Source organism: Amycolatopsis sp. PSD-21, from assembly GCF_055561455.1.
On sequence record NZ_CM145712.1, the window covers coordinates 1,502,238 to 1,519,482 of the forward strand.

Consider the following 17,245-nt stretch of genomic DNA (forward strand, 5'->3'; position numbering starts at 1 on the left):
AAGTCGCATGACGACTATCACTGCGACTTGGTTCGATCCGAAACATCCGACCATCGGAGGTTGGTGTTCTCGGGCTGGGAAAGGTGGAGGAAATGCCTGCTCACGAGCGTACGGGCGTCTGGTTGATCGGGGCGAGGGGGTCGGTGGCCACCACGGCCGCCGTCGGGCTCCTCGCGCTGCGCGCTGGGGTGACCGGCGGTGGCGGCTGCGTCACCGAGCTGCCCGCGTTCGCCCGGGTTCCGTTGCCGGGCTGGGACGATCTGGTCCTCGGCGGGCACGACATCGCGCATACGCCGCTGGAGAAGCGGGCCGAGCAGCTGGCGCACGCCGGCGTGTTCGGGCACGCGGTGTTCGCCGCGGTCCGGTCCGGGCTGGCCGAAGTGGACGCCGAGATCCGCGACGGTTACCACCCGGCGGCGCACACCGGTGCCCAGGCCGACGCGGCCGCCCGGCTGACGGCGGACATCCGGGCTTTCGCCGACCGGCACGACCTCGCGCGGGTCGTGGTGGTCAACGTGTCCTCCACCGAGGCCCCGTGCCCCCACCTGCCCGAACACGACGACCTCGACGCGTTGGAAGCGGCTTTGGTGGATCCGGCACGGGCGGTGCTCCCGCCGAGCTCCCTGTCGGCTTACGCGGCGCTGAAGGCTGGAAGCCCGTACGTCGAGTTCACGCCGTCCGCCGGGGTCACCCTGCCCGCGCTGCGGCAGCTCGCTGAACGGGAAGGCCTGCCGTACGCGGGTTGCGACGGCAAGACCGGCGAGACGCTGCTGCGCACGGTCCTCGCGCCGATGTTCAGCGCGCGGGCGTTGAAGGTCCGCTCCTGGGCGGGCACCAACCTGCTGGGCGGCGGCGACGGCGAGACCCTCGCCGACCCGGTGACCGCGAACAGCAAGCTGGAATCCAAGGCCCGCGGGCTCGCGGCGCTGCTCGGCGAGGACGTCACCGCGCCGCTGCACATCGACAACGTGCCCGACCTCGGCGAGATCAAGACCGCGTGGGACCACGTGTCGTTCGAGGGTTTCCTCGGCGCGCGTATGAGCCTGCAGTTCACCTGGACCGGCTACGACTCCGCGCTCGCGGCGCCGCTGATCCTCGACCTCGCGAGGCTGGTGACCGCGGCGCACGCCGGTGGCCAGAGTGGTGCGCTGACCGAGCTCGGCTTCTTCTTCAAGGATCCGCTGGGCAGCGACGAACACCGGTTCGCCGAGCAGACCGCCCGCCTGATCGCCTGGGCGGGAACCCTGTGAAGGCTTACGTGGAGCTCGTGCGGGCGCCAGCCGCGTTGACGGTGCTCGGCGACACGGTCGCCGGATCCGCCGCGGCGGGGCTCAAGATGACCGGGCGACGGCTGCTGCTGCCGTTGTCCTCGGTCGCCTTCTACTGGGCCGGGATGGCCCTCAACGACTGGGCGGACCGGAAGCTCGACGCCGTGGAGCGTCCCGAGCGGCCGATCCCGTCCGGGCGGGTGAGTGCCGGCGCGGCGCTCACCACCGGGGCCGCGCTGACCGCTGCCGGGCTCGGCCTGGCGGCGCTCGGCGGCGGTCGCCGGTCGATGCGGGTCGCGGTCCCGCTCGCGGCGGCGGTGTGGGCCTACGACACCGTGCTCAAACCGACGCCGGCCGGGCCGGTGGCGATGGCGGCCTGCCGCACGCTCGACGTCCTGCTGGGCGCTGGTGACTCGCCGAAGAAGGCGGCCACCGCCGCGGCGGCCGTCGGCGTCCACACGCTCGGCGTCACGGCGTTGTCCACCGGGGAAGTGCACGGCGCGAACCCGGCGACCGCCCGGGCGGCACTGGCCACCAGCTGCGCGGCGACAACGTTGGCATTGACCGGACCGGCACGTGGGGGCTGGCATCGCGCGGCCTCGATGGCGGCCGGTTCGGGCTACGCGGGCCTGGTCGGAAGGGCGCAGGCGGACGCCGTCCGCGACCCGTCGGCGAAGTCCGTGCGCTCGGCGACGAAATCCGGCATCCACGGCATGGTCCCGCTGCAGGCGGCGGTCACGGCCAAGGGCTCGGTACTGGGGGCGGCGCTGGTCGCCGCCGCACTCCCGATCGCCCGCAAGCTGTCGAGGAAGGTGAGCCCCACATGACGTTTTCCCTCGGATACGGCACCAACGGCTTTTCCAACCACCGCCTCGACGACGCGCTCGCGGTGATCGCCGACCTCGGCTACACCGGGGTGGCGCTGACGCTGGACCACGACCATCTCGACCCGTTCGCCGACGATCTGGCGCGGCAGGTCGACCACGTGGCCTCGCGGCTTTCGGCGCTCGGCCTGAACCGCGTCGTGATCGAGACGGGCGCGCGGTACCTGCTCGACCCGTGGCGCAAGCACTCGCCGACGCTGCTTTCGGACGATCCCGCGTTGCGGATCGACTTCCTGGCACGGGCCTTGCGCATCGCCGGGGATCTCGGCGCGGATTGCGTCTCGTTCTGGTCCGGAGTGTCCACTGTAGACAATGATCTTGCCTGGTCCAGGTTGCGTGACGGCGTCGCGGCGGTCCTGGAACACGCCGCGCGGCTGAACGTGCGGCTGGCGATGGAACCCGAGCCCGGCCACCTCGTGCAGCATCTGGGCCAGGTCCTGGACCTGCGCAAGGAACTCGGCGAGCCGGAGCTGTTCGGGGTCACGCTCGACGTCGGGCACTGCGTCGCGGTCGAGCCGGTCAACGCGGCCGAATGCGTCCGCCTCGCCGGTCCGCTGCTGTGGAACGTGCAACTCGACGACATGCTGCCGAGGGTCCACGAACACCTGGAGTTCGGCGACGGACATCTGGATCTGCCGGGGACGCTCGCCGCACTGGCGGAGATCGGCTACACCGGGCTGGCCGCGGTCGAACTGCCCCGGCACAGCCACGCCGCGCCGGACACCGCGCGCCGGGCGTTCGAGGCGCTGACCGCAGCGATGCCGCAGACGTGGTCGGCCAAGGCGGAACGCCGGATCCGGGAGAAGCCGTCGGTGATCGGCTCGCTCTTCCCGGCCGTCGGCCGTGAGGTCGGCCGCGAGGCGCTGCGCCCGGACACCGACCCGCAGGGGCTCATCCACGGCACCGTCGACGACCGGGCGAGGGTCCGGCTCGTGAAGGTGCTGGCCGACGTCCTCGACGACGCCGCGCTGGCCACGGAACTGCACGATCTCTACCGCTACGGCGACGACGCCGAGCGGCGCGGGGTCCTGCGGGCGCTCAACGCGCTGGAGTTCCCGGGCGCCGAGGTCACCGACACCGGCATCAGGCTGGTCGAAGACGCCTTGCGCGCCAACGACATCAGGCTGGTCGCGGCCGCGATGGGGGCTTTCGCCCGGTTCCTGGACGACCACACGTGGCGCCACGGCGTCCTCAAATGCGTCTTCGTCGGGGTGCCGCTGGCCGCCGTCGCGGACCTCACTTCCCGCGCGGACGACGAGCTTCGAAGAATGCTCGCCGATTTCGCCGACGAACGCAGGGCGGCCGGACGTGACGTTCCCGCCGACGCCCTCTCATTGCTCAAGGAAGGCCGCTGACCGTGCGTATCTTCGATCCCCACATCCACATGTCCTCCCGGACCACCGACGACTACGAAGCCATGTACGCGGCCGGTGTCCGCGCGCTGGTCGAGCCCGCGTTCTGGCTGGGGCAGCCGCGTACCAGCGTCGGCTCCTACACCGACTACTTCGACGCGCTCATCGGCTGGGAACGGTTCCGTGCCGCCCAGTTCGGCATCCGGCATCACTGCACGATCGCGCTGAACCCCAAGGAGGCCAACGACCCCCGCTGCCGCGAGGTGCTCGACGTGCTCCCGAGGTATCTGGCGAAGGACGGCGTGGTGGCGGTCGGCGAGGTCGGCTACGACTCGATGACCAAGGAAGAGGACGAGGTCTTCTCGCAGCAGCTGGCGATGGCGCTGGAGCACGACCTCCCGGTGCTCGTGCACACCCCGCACCGCGACAAGCTGGAAGGCACCAAGCGCACCCTCGACGTGGTACGGGAGGCCGGAGTCGCGCCCGAGCGCGTGGTCGTCGACCACCTCAACGAGGTCACCGTCAAGCTGGTCAAGGATTCCGGTGCCTGGATGGGTTTCTCCATCTACCCGGACACCAAGATGGACGAGCACCGGATGGTCGAGATCCTGCGCCAGTACGGGCTGGACAACATGATCGTCAACTCGGCCGCCGACTGGGGCCGGTCCGATCCGCTGAAGACCGCCAAGACCGGGCAGGCGATGCTCGACGGCGGTTTCACCGAGGCCGACGTCGACAAGGTGCTGTGGCAGAACCCGGTCGACTTCTACGGGCTCAGCGGCAGGCTCACGCTCGACCCGCTGCCCGGTTTCACCGGCGAGGCCGTGACTTTCGAGGGCAACTCGGTGCTGCGAGGTGCCCGCAAATGATCTCCTACTGTACGAACGTCCACCCCGCCGAAGACGTCGACGGCATCGTCGCGCAGCTGGAGCGATACGCGCTCCCGGTGCGCGAGCGGCTGGGCGCCGATCGGCTCGGCGTCGGACTGTGGCTTTCCGCGCCGGTCGCGCGCGGGCTCGCCGAAGACGCCGGAGCACGCAAGCGTTTCCGCGCCGAACTCGACGCCCGCGGGCTTTCGGTGTACACGCTCAACGCCTTCCCGTACGGCGGTTTTCACGACGACGTCGTCAAGCACGCGGTCTACCGTCCTGAGTGGACGAACCCGGACCGGGTCGCGTACACGATCGACTGCGTGAACGTGCTGTCCGATCTCCTCGCCGAGGATGCTTCCTACGGCAGCATATCGACGCTGCCGTTGGCTTGGCGTGAACCATGGAACGAACAGGACGACCGCCGCGCGGCCGAAGCCTTCGGCGAGGTCGTCCGTGCAATCGGTGACCGGCCGATCAAACTGGCGGTCGAACCGGAGCCCGGCTGTGTGCTCGACACCGTGGCCGACGCGCTGGGCTGGCTTTCCGGCCGTGTCGACCCGGAGCACGTCGGGCTGTGCCTGGACACCTGTCATCTCGCGGTGTCGTTCGCCGACCCGGCGGAGACCCTCAAGGCGATCGCGGAGTCCGATGTGGACATCGTCAAGGTGCAGGCTTCCGCCGCGTTGCACGTCGAGAAGCCCGCCGAAGCGCGCGAGGCGTTGGCCGCTTTCGCGGAACCGCGGTACCTGCACCAGGTCCGGGAGTTTTCCGACGGTGTCGTGCGGAAGGCCGACGACCTGCCCGAAGCCTGGACCGAGCTGCCGGGGGAGGGGCCGTGGCGCGTGCACTTCCACATGCCGCTGCACCAGGCCCCGTCCGCGCCGCTGTCCACCACCACGGACGTGCTGCGCACCGTCGCCGCCGGGCTTCCCGGCGAACCGCATATCGAGGTCGAGACCTACACCTGGAGCGTGCTCCCGGACGCGGGTGATCTCGTCGGCGGGATCGCCGCGGAACTCGAATGGGCACAGGCGAATCTCGTCAAGGAAGGGGTGTCCGCGTGAAACCCTTGGTCGTCATCGACGTCGTCGGGCTGACCCCGAAGGCGTTGCGGGACATGCCGAAGCTGTCCGCCGTCGCGCGAGACGGCTGGCAGGCCGAACTGGGCACGGTGCTGCCCGCCGTCACCTGCAGCGCGCAGTCGACGTTTCTCACCGGGCTCATGCCCGCGCAGCACGGGATCGTCGGCAACGGCTGGTACTTCCGCGAGCTGGGCGAGATCTTCCTGTGGCGCCAGCACAACCGGCTCGTCGGCGGCGAGAAGCTGTGGGAGACCGCGCGGGCGGCGCATCCCGGCTACACGTCGGCGAACGTGTGCTGGTGGTACGCGATGGGGATGAGCACCGACGTCACGGTGACCCCGCGGCCGATCTACCACGCCGACGGCCGCAAGTCGCCGGACGCCTACGTCCGTCCGCCCGAGCTGCACGACCAGCTGACCGGCGCGCTGGGGGAGTTCCCGCTCTTCCAGTACTGGGGCCCGACGGCGTCGCTCAAGTCGAGCAAGTGGGTCATCGGGGCGTCGCGGCAGATCCTGCGCGAGAAACGGCCGGATCTGCTGCTGACCTACGTCCCGCATCTCGACTACGACCTTCAGCGCTTCGGCCCCGACGCGCCGCAGGCACGCAAGGCCGCGCGTGAGTTGGACAACGCGCTCGCGCCGCTGCTCGACGACGCCCGCAACGCCGGGGCGACCGTGGTCGCGCTCAGCGAATACGGGATCACCAACGTGCACCGGCCGGTCGACATCAACCGGGCGCTGCGGCGCGAGGGCCTGTTGGAGGTCTACACCCAGGCGGGGATGGAGTACCTCGACCCGTGGGCGTCGCGCGCGTTCGCCGTCGCCGACCACCAGGTCGCGCACGTCTACGTCCGCGACTCGGCCGATCTCGAGCGGGTGCGCTCGATCGTCGGCGAGCTGACGGGCGTCGACGAGGTGCTCGACCGCGAGGCACAGGCGCGGTACGGCATCGACCACGAACGGGCAGGCGAACTCGTCGCGGTCGCCGAGCCGGACTCCTGGTTCACCTACTACTACTGGCTCGATGACGCGCGGAAGCCCGACTTCGCGCGCGGCGTCGAGATCCACCGCAAACCGGGTTACGACCCCGCCGAGCTGTTCTTCGACCCGGAGGACAAGTTCGCCAAGGCGCGGGCCGGGCTCAACCTGGCGAAGAAGTTCGCCGGGCTCCGGTACGCGATGGACGTCGTCCCGACCGATCCGCGCTGGGTGCGCGGCTCGCACGGACGCCTGCCGGATTCCACAGAGGACGGTCCGGTGCTGCTGTGTTCGGACCCGGCCTTCGAGCCGTCCGGTCGTGTGGGTGCGACGGACGTGCATCCGCTGTTGTTGTCGCTGCAAGGCCTGAAGTAGGAGGTGGCGGGGTGGTGTGGCCGGTGCGTGTCGCGAAAGCCACTTTCGCGACGTCTGATGTCCCGAAAGTGGCTTTCGGGACATGGTCGCCCGCACCCGCCGGTCCCGACGTTGCGAAAGCCACTTTCGCAACCTCCAACGTTGCGAAAGTGGCTTTCGCAACATCCCGAATCGGCTCAGCCCCAGCGAGCCGCCCGGTCCAGGGGGTCGTGAGTGGCGATTCGGGTTAGAACCCGAATCGCCACTCACGACCAACCCGACCTCCTCCCCACCGCACCCTCCCCACCCCACCCCACCCGAAAGGACGCTCCACCCGCAAGTCCTTCCTTGATCGCCGCCGCTCATCGAAAGGATCGCCACTGCTATGTCTTTGAAACGACGACTAGGTGTGCTCGTCACATCCGTGGTCACGGCTCTGACAGGCGTCGCGCTACCGGTGCAGACCGCATCGGCGCACGAAGCGGCCACGGTGCTCGTGTTCTCCAAGACCGCGGGCTTCCGGCACGATTCGATCCCCGACGGGATCAAAGCGATCAAGGATCTGGGGGCGCAGAACCACTTCGGGGTGGAAGCGACCGAGGACGCGGCCGCCTTTACCGACGCGAACCTCAAGCGTTTCGACGCGGTGGTCTGGCTTTCCACCACCGGTGACGTGCTGAACGCGGACCAGCAGGCCGCGTTCGAGCGGTACGTGAAGGGAGGCGGCGGGTACGTGGGCGTGCACGCCGCCTCCGACACCGAATACGACTGGCCCTGGTACGGGGAGCTGGTCGGGGCGTACTTCAAGTCCCACCCGCAGATCCAGCAGGCGAACGTCAAGATCGAAGACCACGAGCACGTGTCCACTGTGGATCTTCCGGAGACGTGGCCACGCACGGACGAGTGGTACAACTACCGCGAGAATCCGCGCAGCGACGTCCACGTCCTGGCGAGCCTGGACGAGAAGAGCTACCAGCCCGGTGACGGCGCGATGGGTGACCACCCGATCGCCTGGTGCCACGAGAATTCCGGCGGCCGCTCCTGGTACACCGGCGGGGGGCACACCAAGGCCTCCTACGCCGAACCGGCCTTCCTCAAGCATCTGGCCGGCGGCATCAAGTACGCCACCAAGCTGAGCGAACCGGGCTGTGCCAAGCAGCAGGAAGCTCCGGTCGACGCGGACTTCGACCAGATCACCCTGGCCAAGGGCGAGGAGAAGACCGGCGAGCCGATCGCGCTTTCCGTGCTGCCCAACCGCGACGTCCTGCACACCTCGCGCGACGGCCGCGTCTGGTACACCAGCTCGTCGGCGACGACGTCGCTGGCCGGGCAGATCCCGGTCTACAACCACGACGAGGACGGCCTCCAGGGTGTCGCCATCGACCCGGACTTCGCCAAGAACCGCTGGGTCTACCTGTACTACGCGCCCAAGCTGAACACCCCGGCCGGTGACGCGCCGGAGAACGGCACCCCGGCCGACTTCGAGCCGTTCAAGGGCTACAACCAGCTCTCGCGGTTCAAGCTGGGCACCGACAACAAGCTCGACCTCGCGAGCGAGCAGAAGATCCTCCAGGTCCCCGCCGAGCGCGGGATCTGCTGCCACGCCGGCGGCGAGATCGACTTCGATGCGCAGGGCAACCTGTATCTGTCCACAGGGGACGATTCCAACCCGTTCGCCTCCGACGGGTTCACCCCGATCGACGAGCGCGCCGACCGCAACCCGGTGTACGACGCGCAGCGCACCTCGGCCAACACCAACGACCTGCGCGGCAAGGTGCTGCGGATCAAGGTCGGCGCGAACGGGAAGTACACTATCCCCAAGGGCAACCTGTTCCCGCGCGGCAAGGCCAAGACCAAGCCCGAGATCTACGCGATGGGCTTCCGCAACCCGTTCCGCTTCGCCGTCGACCGCGAGACCGGCTGGATCCACCTCGCCGACTACGGTCCCGACGCCGGTGCGGCCGACCCCAAGCGCGGCCCCGGTGGCACGGTCGAGTTCAACCTGATCAAGAAGCCCGGCAACTTCGGCTGGCCGTACTGCATCGGGGACAACCAGCCGTTCATCGACTACGACTTCGCCACCAAGCAGTCCGGTGCGGCCTTCGACTGCGCCAAGCCGAAGAACACCAGCCCGCACAACACCGGGCTGACCGATCTGCCGCCGGTCGAGAAGGCGTGGATCCCCTACGACGGCGGTTCGCTGCCCGAGTTCGGCACCGGCCCCGAGTCGCCGATGGGCGGCCCGGTCTACCACTACGACGCCAAGAACCCGTCGCAGACCAAGTTCCCGGAGTACTTCGACGGCAAGACCTTCGCCTACGAATGGGAACGCGGCTGGATCAAGGAGATCACCGTCGGACCGAACGGCGAACGCGGTGCCATCAAGCCGTTCTTCGACTCGATGGACCTCGTCCGCCCGATGAACGTCGAGTTCGGCCCGGACGGCGCGATGTACGTCCTCGACTACGGCACCGGCTACTTCGGCGGCTCGAAGGAATCCGCCGTCTACCGCATCGACTACACCAAGGGCCGCCGGACACCGATCGCCAAGGTGGCCGCGGACAAGACGTCCGGGCAGGCGCCGCTGACCGTCAAGTTCGACCCGGCCGGGACGAACGACCCCGACGGCCAGGCGCTGACCTACGCCTGGGACTTCGACGGGAACGGCACGACCGATTCCACCGAGGCCACCCCGGTTTCCCACACCTACAGCGCGAACGGCCAGTACACGGCGAAGCTCTCGGTCACCGACTCCACCGGGCTGACCGGTTCGGCGAGTGTGGTGGTCACCGTCGGCAACACCGCACCGGTGGTCACGCTGAAGACCCCGGTCAACGGCAGCGTGTTCAGCTTCGGCGACATGGTCCCGTTCAAGGTCGAGGTGACCGACGCCGAAGACAACCCGATCGACTGCTCGAAGGTGACCGTCGAATACATCCTCGGGCACGAGGGCCACGGGCATCCGCTGAGCCGTGCGACCGGTTGTGAGGGCACCATCGCCACGCCCGCCGACGAAGGACACGGCGCGGACGCCAACGTCTTCGGCGTCATCAACGCCAGCTACACCGACAACGGCGGAAACGGCGTGCCCGCGCTCACCGGCGAGGCCGAGTCCATCCTGCAGCCGAAGCTGAAGCAGGCCGAGTTCTACACCCAGTCCAGCGGCATCGAGGTCGTCGCGCACGCCGGCGCCAGTGGCGGCAAACGCGTCGGCCACATCGAATCCGGTGACTGGATCAAATTCGACCCGGTGAACCTCGTGGGTGTCGGCGGCATCGGCTACCGGGTTTCCTCCGGTGGCGCGGGCGGCACGATCGAGGTTCGCTCGGGCGCGGTGGACGGGCCGCTGGTCCAGACGGTCGCCGTCGCCAACACCGGCGGCTGGGACACCTATGCCGACATCCCGGCGTCCGCCATCACCGACCCCGGCGGTACCGGCCCGTTGTTCCTCGTGTTCAAGGGCGGTTCCGGCGGCTTGTTCGACGTAGACGCGATCACCTTCGAGGAGCAAGCATGAGCCGTCCGATCACCCTGTTCACCGGCCAGTGGGCGGATCTCCCGTTCACCGAGGTGTGCAGGCTCGCGAGCGAGTGGGGCTACGACGGCCTCGAGATCGCGTGTTCCGGCGACCACTTCGAGGTCGATCGCGCACTGTCCGAAGAGGACTACGTGCCCGGCCGCCTGAAGCTGCTGGCCGAGCACGGCCTCAAGGTGTGGGCCATCTCCAACCACCTCGTCGGCCAGGCCGTCTGTGACGACCCGATCGACGAACGCCACCAGGCGATCATCCCGTCCAGGGTGTGGGGCGACGGTGAACCGGAAGGCGTCCGGCAGCGCGCGGCGAAGGAGATGGCCGACACCGCCCGCGCGGCGGCGAAACTCGGCGTGGACACGGTGATCGGCTTCACCGGCTCGAAGACCTGGAAGTATGTCGCGATGTTCCCGCCGGTGTCGCAGGCGGTCATCGACGACGGCTATCAGGACTTCGCCGACCGGTGGAACCCGATCCTCGACGTCTTCGACGAGGTGGGCGTGCGGTTCGCCCACGAGGTCCACCCGTCGGAGATCGCTTACGACTACTGGACCACGAAACGTGCGCTCGAAGCTGTCGGCGACCGTCCGGCATTCGGGCTGAATTGGGATCCTTCGCATTTCATCTGGCAGGACCTCGACCCGGTCGGCTTCATCCTCGACTTCGCCGACCGGATCTACCACGTGGACTGCAAGGACACCAGGAAGCGGTTCGACGGACGGAACGGACGGCTCGGCTCGCATCTCCCCTGGGGAGATCCCCGACGCGGCTGGGACTTCGTTTCGACCGGGCACGGCGACGTGCCCTGGGAGGACTGCTTCCGCGCACTGAATTCGATCGGCTACGCCGGTCCGATCTCGGTGGAGTGGGAGGACGCCGGTATGGACCGGCTCCGGGGCGCGGCGGAGGCCGTGACCTTTCTGCGGGGGCTCCTGTTCGACAAGCCGTCGGCGGCCTTCGACGCGGCTTTCAGCAACCAGAAGTGAGGGCGGTTTCATGTGCGGTGAAGAAGCTGAGCAGTTCCACTCTCGACGGGCACTCCTCCGCGGCGCGGCGACGGCGGCCGTCGCGGTGGGTGCGGCGGTAGCCCTGCCGAGCCTGGCCAACGCGGCCACCGAGGCGGAGACCCAGGGACACGGCCACCACGGTCGAGGCCGTGTCCCGGTGGACAAGATCAGCATCCAGCTCTACTCCCTGCGCACCGCGCTGCAGGCCGATCTGCCGGGAACCCTGTCCGCGCTGGCGGACATCGGCTACCGGAAGGTCGAACTGGCGGGCACCTACGGCCGCTCGGCCGAGGAGTTCCGCGGGCTGCTGGACAAGAACCACATCAAGGCGACGTCCACCCACGTCGGCATCGACGGTGACCTCGACAAGACCATCGCGGACGCGAAGATCCTCGGGAACACCCGCGCCAACGTGCCGTGGGCGAACTTCGACACCATCGACGGCTGGAAGCAGTTCGCCGGCCGGATGGACACGGCGGCGCGGAAGTTCCGCCAGGCCGGTATCCCGCTCGGTTACCACAACCACGCGCACGAGTTCGCGCCCATCGACGGCGTGCGCCCGTACGACGTGCTCACCAGGAACACGAACCCGCGGTACGTGCACCTGGAGATCGACCTGTTCTGGGCGGTGGAAGGCGGGATGGACCCGGTCTCGCTGTACCGGCAGCACTGCCCGCGCGTGGTCCAGTACCACGTCAAGGACCGGACCGCGGCCGGCGAGATGGTCGACCCCGGCAAGGGCGTCATCGACTTCCCGCGCATCTTCCGCCACACCCGTCCCCACCTCGCCGAATACATCGTCGAGCACGACAACCCCACGGATCCCCTGAGCACCGCCCAGACCGGATTCACCTATCTCCGCAACGTCCGCTTCTAGCTGGGGAATCCACAATGGACAAGAAGAACCGCGGGCTGTCCCGCAGATCGATGCTCGCGGGCACCGCGGCCGGGGTCATCGCCCCGGTCGTGGTGTCGGCCAGCGCGGGTTCGGCACCGGCCGCCGCGGCCGGGATGACCCGTAACATCACCATCTACGCCGACTACGTTCCCGGTTCGACCCGGGTCGGTTACGGGCTGGAGCCCGGGAAACCGACGATCCCCGGGCCGCTCCTGGAGTGCTACGAGGGTGACACGCTGGTGATCGAGCTGGTCAACAACACCGACCAGCGGCTCTCGATCCACCCGCACGGCGTCAACTACGACACCAAGTCGGACGGTTCGCCGTTCAACGATTCCTTCAACAAGCCCTACGAGACCAAGACCTACACCTGGAAGACCCGGACGGCCTACCAGACGGCCAACGGTTTCTGGATGCCCGGCAGCGCGGGGTACTGGCACTACCACGACCACGCGTTCGGCGGCGACCACGGCACCGCGGGCCTGATGAAGGGTCTCTACGGCGGCCTGATCGTGCGCAAACGCGGGGATCTGCTGCCCAGCAAGCAGTTCACCGTGGTGTTCACCGAAATGTGGGTCAACCACCAGGTCGCCCCGAACACGCCGATCTTCGAGGCGAACCTCGGCGAACGCGTCGAGTTCATCTGCATCGGGCACGGCAACCTGATGCACACCTTCCACCTGCACGCGCACCGCTGGGCGGACACCCGCACCGGCATGCTCACCAGCGCGACCGACAACGCCCCGATCGTCGACAACAAGACCCTGGACCCCGGCAACTCCTTCGGGTTCCAGGTGATCGCCGGTGACGGCGTCGGGCCGGGCGCGTGGATGTACCACTGCCACGTCCAGCAGCACTCGGACGACGGCATGTCCGGGGTGTTCCTGGTTCGCAACGCCGACGGCGGGATGCCCGCGGGCGCCCAGGAGGCGATCGACCGCTTCAAGGGGCACCAGCACACCACGTCCACGCCGAACGCCACCGGCGCCTCGGCCCACCACCACTAGCCTTGAAAGGAGCGAGAACTTGAGACGAGTATTTTCGCAGCGCCGGCTCCGCAGACGGTCGCTGGCCGCGCTCGCGGTCGGCGCCGTCGTCACCTCCGGGCTTCCGCTGGCCATCGCACCGGTGACCGCCGAAGCCGCGACGAACGTCCCGGTCAACGTCCTGGTCTTCCACGGCACCGCCGCGGACCAGAAGGACCCCGTCTTGCGCGCCACGGACGCGATCGCAAGCCTGGGCCAGGCGAACGGGATCTCCGTTTCGTCCTCTTCGGACCCCGCGGTGTTCACGCAGGCGAACCTCGCGAAATACCGCGGCGTCGTCTTCCTGTCCGCGCAAGGCATCACGCTGAACCGCGACCAGGAAACCTCGCTGCAGAACTACATGAAGGCGGGCGGCGGCTTCCTCGGCCTGTCCGACGCCGCGCGGGCGCAGGACGGCTCGCAGTGGTTCTCCGGGCTGATCGGCGCCCGTCCGGTGGGGGCGCGTCCCACGCCGGAGGCGGTCGCCTCGGTCACCGCGAGCGCGGAGAACGCGCCCAACGAGGGCAAGGAGAAGCTCGCCGACAACAACGAGAACACCAAGTGGCTGGCCTTCCAGCCGACCGGCTGGGTCGCCTACAAGATGGCCGCCCCGGTCGCCGTGAGCAGCTACGACCTCGTTTCGGCGAACGACTTCCCCGGCCGTGACCCGAAGAGCTGGACCCTGCAGGGCTCCAACGACGGGACCACGTGGACCGATCTGGACACCCGCACCAACGAGACGTTCGCCGACCGGTTCGTGAGCCGCAAGTTCACCTTCGCCAACACCACGGCGTACGCGAACTACCGGCTGAACATCACCGCCAACGCCGGTGACCCGCTCATCCAGCTGGCGGATTGGAAGCTGTACAAGGACAACTCGACCACCCCGCCGCCGCCGGAGGCCCCGCCCGCCGAGGCAACGGTCGACGTCCTCGACAAAGCGAACCCGGCCACCGCGGGCCTGCCGCAGAAGTGGGTCCGCACCGACCGGTGGCTCAACTGGGAGGTCAACCCGGTCGGCACCGTGCACACGGTCGCGCAGGTCGAGGAATCGACCTACAAGCCGGGTGTCGGCGCGAACGGCGCCTTCCACCCGATCTCGTGGTGCCGTGACTACGACGGTGGGCGCTCCTTCTACACCGGCATGGGCCGGACCGAGGCCAGCTACGGCGAAGCCCAGTTCCGCAGCCACATCCTCGGCGCGCTGAAGTGGACCACCGGCATGGTGCGCGGTGACTGCAAGGCGGGTATCGCGGCCAACTACAAGGTCGAACGCCTGACCGGGATCAACCAGCCCGGCCAGCTGGACCAGATGGGCGAGCCGCACGGGCTCACCATCGCGCCGAACGGCCGGGTCTTCTACATCGGCCGCGCCGCCTGCGCCGGCAACGTCGTCCCCGCGCCGAACGACTGGACCAACCCCCAGATCGGCGCCGGCTGCGGCACGATCCACCAGTGGGACCCGGTCACCAAGAAGCCGAAGCTGCTCACCACGCTGAAGGTGATGGGCAACCGCGGCAGCGGCGACGAACTGGTCAAGAACGAGGAAGGCCTCCTCGGTCTCGTGCTGGACCCGAAGTTCAGCGAGAACGGCTTCATGTACGCCTACTGGATGCCGCACGAGTCGGTCGACATCGACAAGCGGATCGGCAAGCGCACGGTCTCGCGGTTCACCTACGACCTGAAGAACCAGACGCTGGACCAGGCGACCCGCAAGGACCTGCTGTCCTGGGACGTCCAGGTCCACAGCTGCTGCCACGCCGGCGGCGGGATGGACTTCGACAAGGACGGGAACCTCTACATCGGTTCCGGCGACAGCAACTCGTCGCAGGGTTCCAACGGGTACTCCGGCAACAACTGGACCCAGGACTACAAGGGCGTCTCGTTCCAGGACGCGCGCCGCACCGCCGGTAACACCAACGACCTCAACGGGAAGATCCTGCGGATCCACCCGGAGCCGGACGGTACCTACACCAACCCGGCGGGCAACCTGTTCCCCGAGGCCAACGACCCCGGGAACAAGACGAGGCCCGAGATCTACGTGATGGGCGTGCGGAACATCTCGCGTCTGCAAGTCGACAAGAAGACCAACTGGCTGACCGCCGCGTGGGTCGGCCCGGACGCGTCCTCGCCGAGCCCGGAACTCGGCCCGGCCAAGTACGAGACCGCCACGGTCATCACCGAGGCGGGTAACCACGGCTGGCCGTACTGCATGGGCAACAAGCAGCCGTACCGCGACCGCAGCAGCACCGACGCCGCGGTCCTCACCGGCTGGTACGACTGCGACAACCCGGTCAACACCTCGCCGCGCAACACCGGCCTGGTGAACCTGCCGCCGATCAAGAAGAACATGATCTGGTACGCGCCGGACGGCGGCGGGCCGGTGTTCCCCAACCGTCCCAACAGCTCCGTCCCGACGTACAACGCGGCCGAGGCCACCTACACGCAGCCCTACCTCAAGGGCGGCGGCCAGGCGGTCATGACCGGGCCGACGTACCACCGCGAACTGGTCAACACCAACAGCGGCGTCGCGTGGCCCGCCTACTGGAACGACAAGTGGTTCATCGGTGACCAGAGCAACGGGCAGAACCGGATCGCGGTCACCCTCGACCCGAACGGCGTCGCGAAGCAGGATCCGCCGGTGTTCGCCGAGACCGTGCGGCAGATCATCCCGACCGGTGGTGGCGACACCAAGCTGAACCAGTGGATGGACGCCAAGTTCGGGCCGGACGGCGCGCTGTACGCGCTCGACTACGGCGGCGGCTTCTTCACCCTGACCAACAACCAGAAGCTGCTGAAGATCAGCTACATCGGCGGCGAGGCAACCCCGTCCGCGGCGGCGTCCTCGACGATGGTGCAGAACAAGCCGCTCACCGCGGCCTTCACCGGGTCGAAGTCCGGCGGTGTCTCCTACAAGTGGGAGTTCGGCGACGGCACGTTCTCGACGCAGCCCGACCCGCGGCACGCTTACCCGCGCACCGGGCTGTACACCGCCAAGCTGACCGTGACCTACGCGAACGGCGAGACGGTGACCACGCGGAACTCGGTGAGCGTCGGGTGTCTCGTGGCGGATCCCAGCGCCACGGTGACCATCGGCGACACCGACACCGGGGTGACCAACCGCAACGCCGGTGGCGGCTGCACGGTCGACGACATGATCGACGACGACTCCACGTGGACCTCCCACGCCGGATTCGTCAACCACGTCACCCAGGCCGTGGACCGGCTGGGCGACCTCGGTGTGCTGAACGCGGCCGAGTCGGACAAGATCAACGCCGCGGCCGCCGCGTCGCCCATCGGCAACAAGGGCGTCACCGGCTACGACGCGATCTACGACGGCACGCCGGAGTCGTTCCGGAACTGGTCGCAGGCGCCGTCCGGGCAGTTCGCCATCCAGCCGGACGGGTCACTGCGACCGTCGGGCGGGCTGGGGATGCTGTGGTACTCGGCACGGCAGTTCGGCAACTTCTCGGTGAAGCTGCAGTTCAAGGACATCGCGCCGAACGGCAGCGCCAACAGCGGTGTGTTCGTCCGGTTCCCGGATCCGCGCACTCCGCTGGAGCAGCGTCCGCCGGGCAGCTGCGGCACGGTCGGTTCGGCCAGGACGTCACAGGCCTGGGTCGCGATCTACTGCGGTCACGAGGTCCAGCTGTACGACGGGGCCACCGGTGAACCGCAGAAGACCGGGTCGATCTACAACTTCGACCCGCGGCCGCTGGACCAGGCGGGCGTGAAGCCGAAGGGGACCTGGAACGAGTACGAGGTCAAGGTCGTCGGGCAGAAGTACACGATCATCCGCAACGGCGTGGTGATCAACGAGTTCGAGAACGCGCCGGGGATCTCGTCGTCGCGGGCGGGCGATCCGTCCACCGACTTCCGGCAGTTCGTCAGCGGGTTCATCGGTCTGCAGAACCACGGTGACAACGACCTGATGGAGTTCCGCAACATCCGGGTGCGGCAGCTGTAGCGCGAAAGCCGGCCGGGCGCGCGACTT

General features: G+C 68.5%; 11 protein-coding genes. All 11 read left to right on the top strand.

The window, feature by feature from the left end:
* Positions 1-92 precede the first annotated feature (92 nt).
* The 11 genes from ACZ1DY_RS07595 (at position 93) to ACZ1DY_RS07645 (ending at position 17,218) form a co-directional block, all read left to right on the top strand.
* Complete coding sequence (locus ACZ1DY_RS07595) at positions 93-1,250, top strand: inositol-3-phosphate synthase (RefSeq protein WP_257488831.1); 1,158 nt, start codon at positions 93-95, stop codon at positions 1,248-1,250.
* Positions 1,247-2,095, top strand: coding sequence for an SCO3242 family prenyltransferase (locus tag ACZ1DY_RS07600; protein WP_192746325.1), 849 nt, complete (start codon positions 1,247-1,249; stop codon positions 2,093-2,095). The genes ACZ1DY_RS07595 and ACZ1DY_RS07600 overlap by 4 nt, the downstream gene beginning before the upstream one ends.
* Positions 2,092-3,507, top strand: a complete 1,416-nt coding sequence (locus tag ACZ1DY_RS07605; RefSeq protein ID WP_465483970.1) for an EboA domain-containing protein — start codon at positions 2,092-2,094, stop codon at positions 3,505-3,507. The genes ACZ1DY_RS07600 and ACZ1DY_RS07605 overlap by 4 nt, the downstream gene beginning before the upstream one ends.
* 2 nt (positions 3,508-3,509) lie before the next feature.
* Complete coding sequence (locus tag ACZ1DY_RS07610) at positions 3,510-4,373, top strand: TatD family hydrolase (protein ID WP_125680667.1); 864 nt, start codon at positions 3,510-3,512, stop codon at positions 4,371-4,373.
* A complete protein-coding gene (gene eboE / locus ACZ1DY_RS07615; protein ID WP_465483971.1) occupies positions 4,370-5,440 on the top strand; it encodes a metabolite traffic protein EboE in 1,071 nt (356 codons plus the stop codon). Before ACZ1DY_RS07610 ends, eboE begins: the two co-directional genes overlap by 4 nt.
* Positions 5,437-6,810, top strand: coding sequence for an alkaline phosphatase family protein (locus ACZ1DY_RS07620; protein ID WP_465483972.1), 1,374 nt, complete (start codon positions 5,437-5,439; stop codon positions 6,808-6,810). Before eboE ends, ACZ1DY_RS07620 begins: the two co-directional genes overlap by 4 nt.
* A 364-nt stretch (positions 6,811-7,174) precedes the next feature.
* Complete coding sequence (locus tag ACZ1DY_RS07625) at positions 7,175-10,306, top strand: ThuA domain-containing protein (protein ID WP_465483973.1); 3,132 nt, start codon at positions 7,175-7,177, stop codon at positions 10,304-10,306.
* Positions 10,303-11,307 carry a sugar phosphate isomerase/epimerase family protein gene (locus ACZ1DY_RS07630; protein ID WP_034313678.1) on the top strand — a complete coding sequence of 335 codons (1,005 nt, stop codon included), beginning with the start codon at positions 10,303-10,305 and terminating at the stop codon, positions 11,305-11,307. Before ACZ1DY_RS07625 ends, ACZ1DY_RS07630 begins: the two co-directional genes overlap by 4 nt.
* Positions 11,308-11,317: 10 nt before the next feature.
* A complete protein-coding gene (locus ACZ1DY_RS07635) occupies positions 11,318-12,205 on the top strand; it encodes a sugar phosphate isomerase/epimerase family protein (RefSeq protein WP_465483974.1) in 888 nt (295 codons plus the stop codon).
* A 14-nt stretch (positions 12,206-12,219) separates the two neighbouring features.
* Positions 12,220-13,233, top strand: coding sequence for a multicopper oxidase domain-containing protein (locus ACZ1DY_RS07640; RefSeq protein ID WP_126733939.1), 1,014 nt, complete (start codon positions 12,220-12,222; stop codon positions 13,231-13,233).
* Between the two features lie 19 nt (positions 13,234-13,252).
* On the top strand, positions 13,253-17,218 hold the full coding sequence (locus ACZ1DY_RS07645; protein WP_465483975.1) for a ThuA domain-containing protein: 3,966 nt from the start codon (positions 13,253-13,255) through the stop codon (positions 17,216-17,218).
* Positions 17,219-17,245 lie beyond the last annotated feature (27 nt).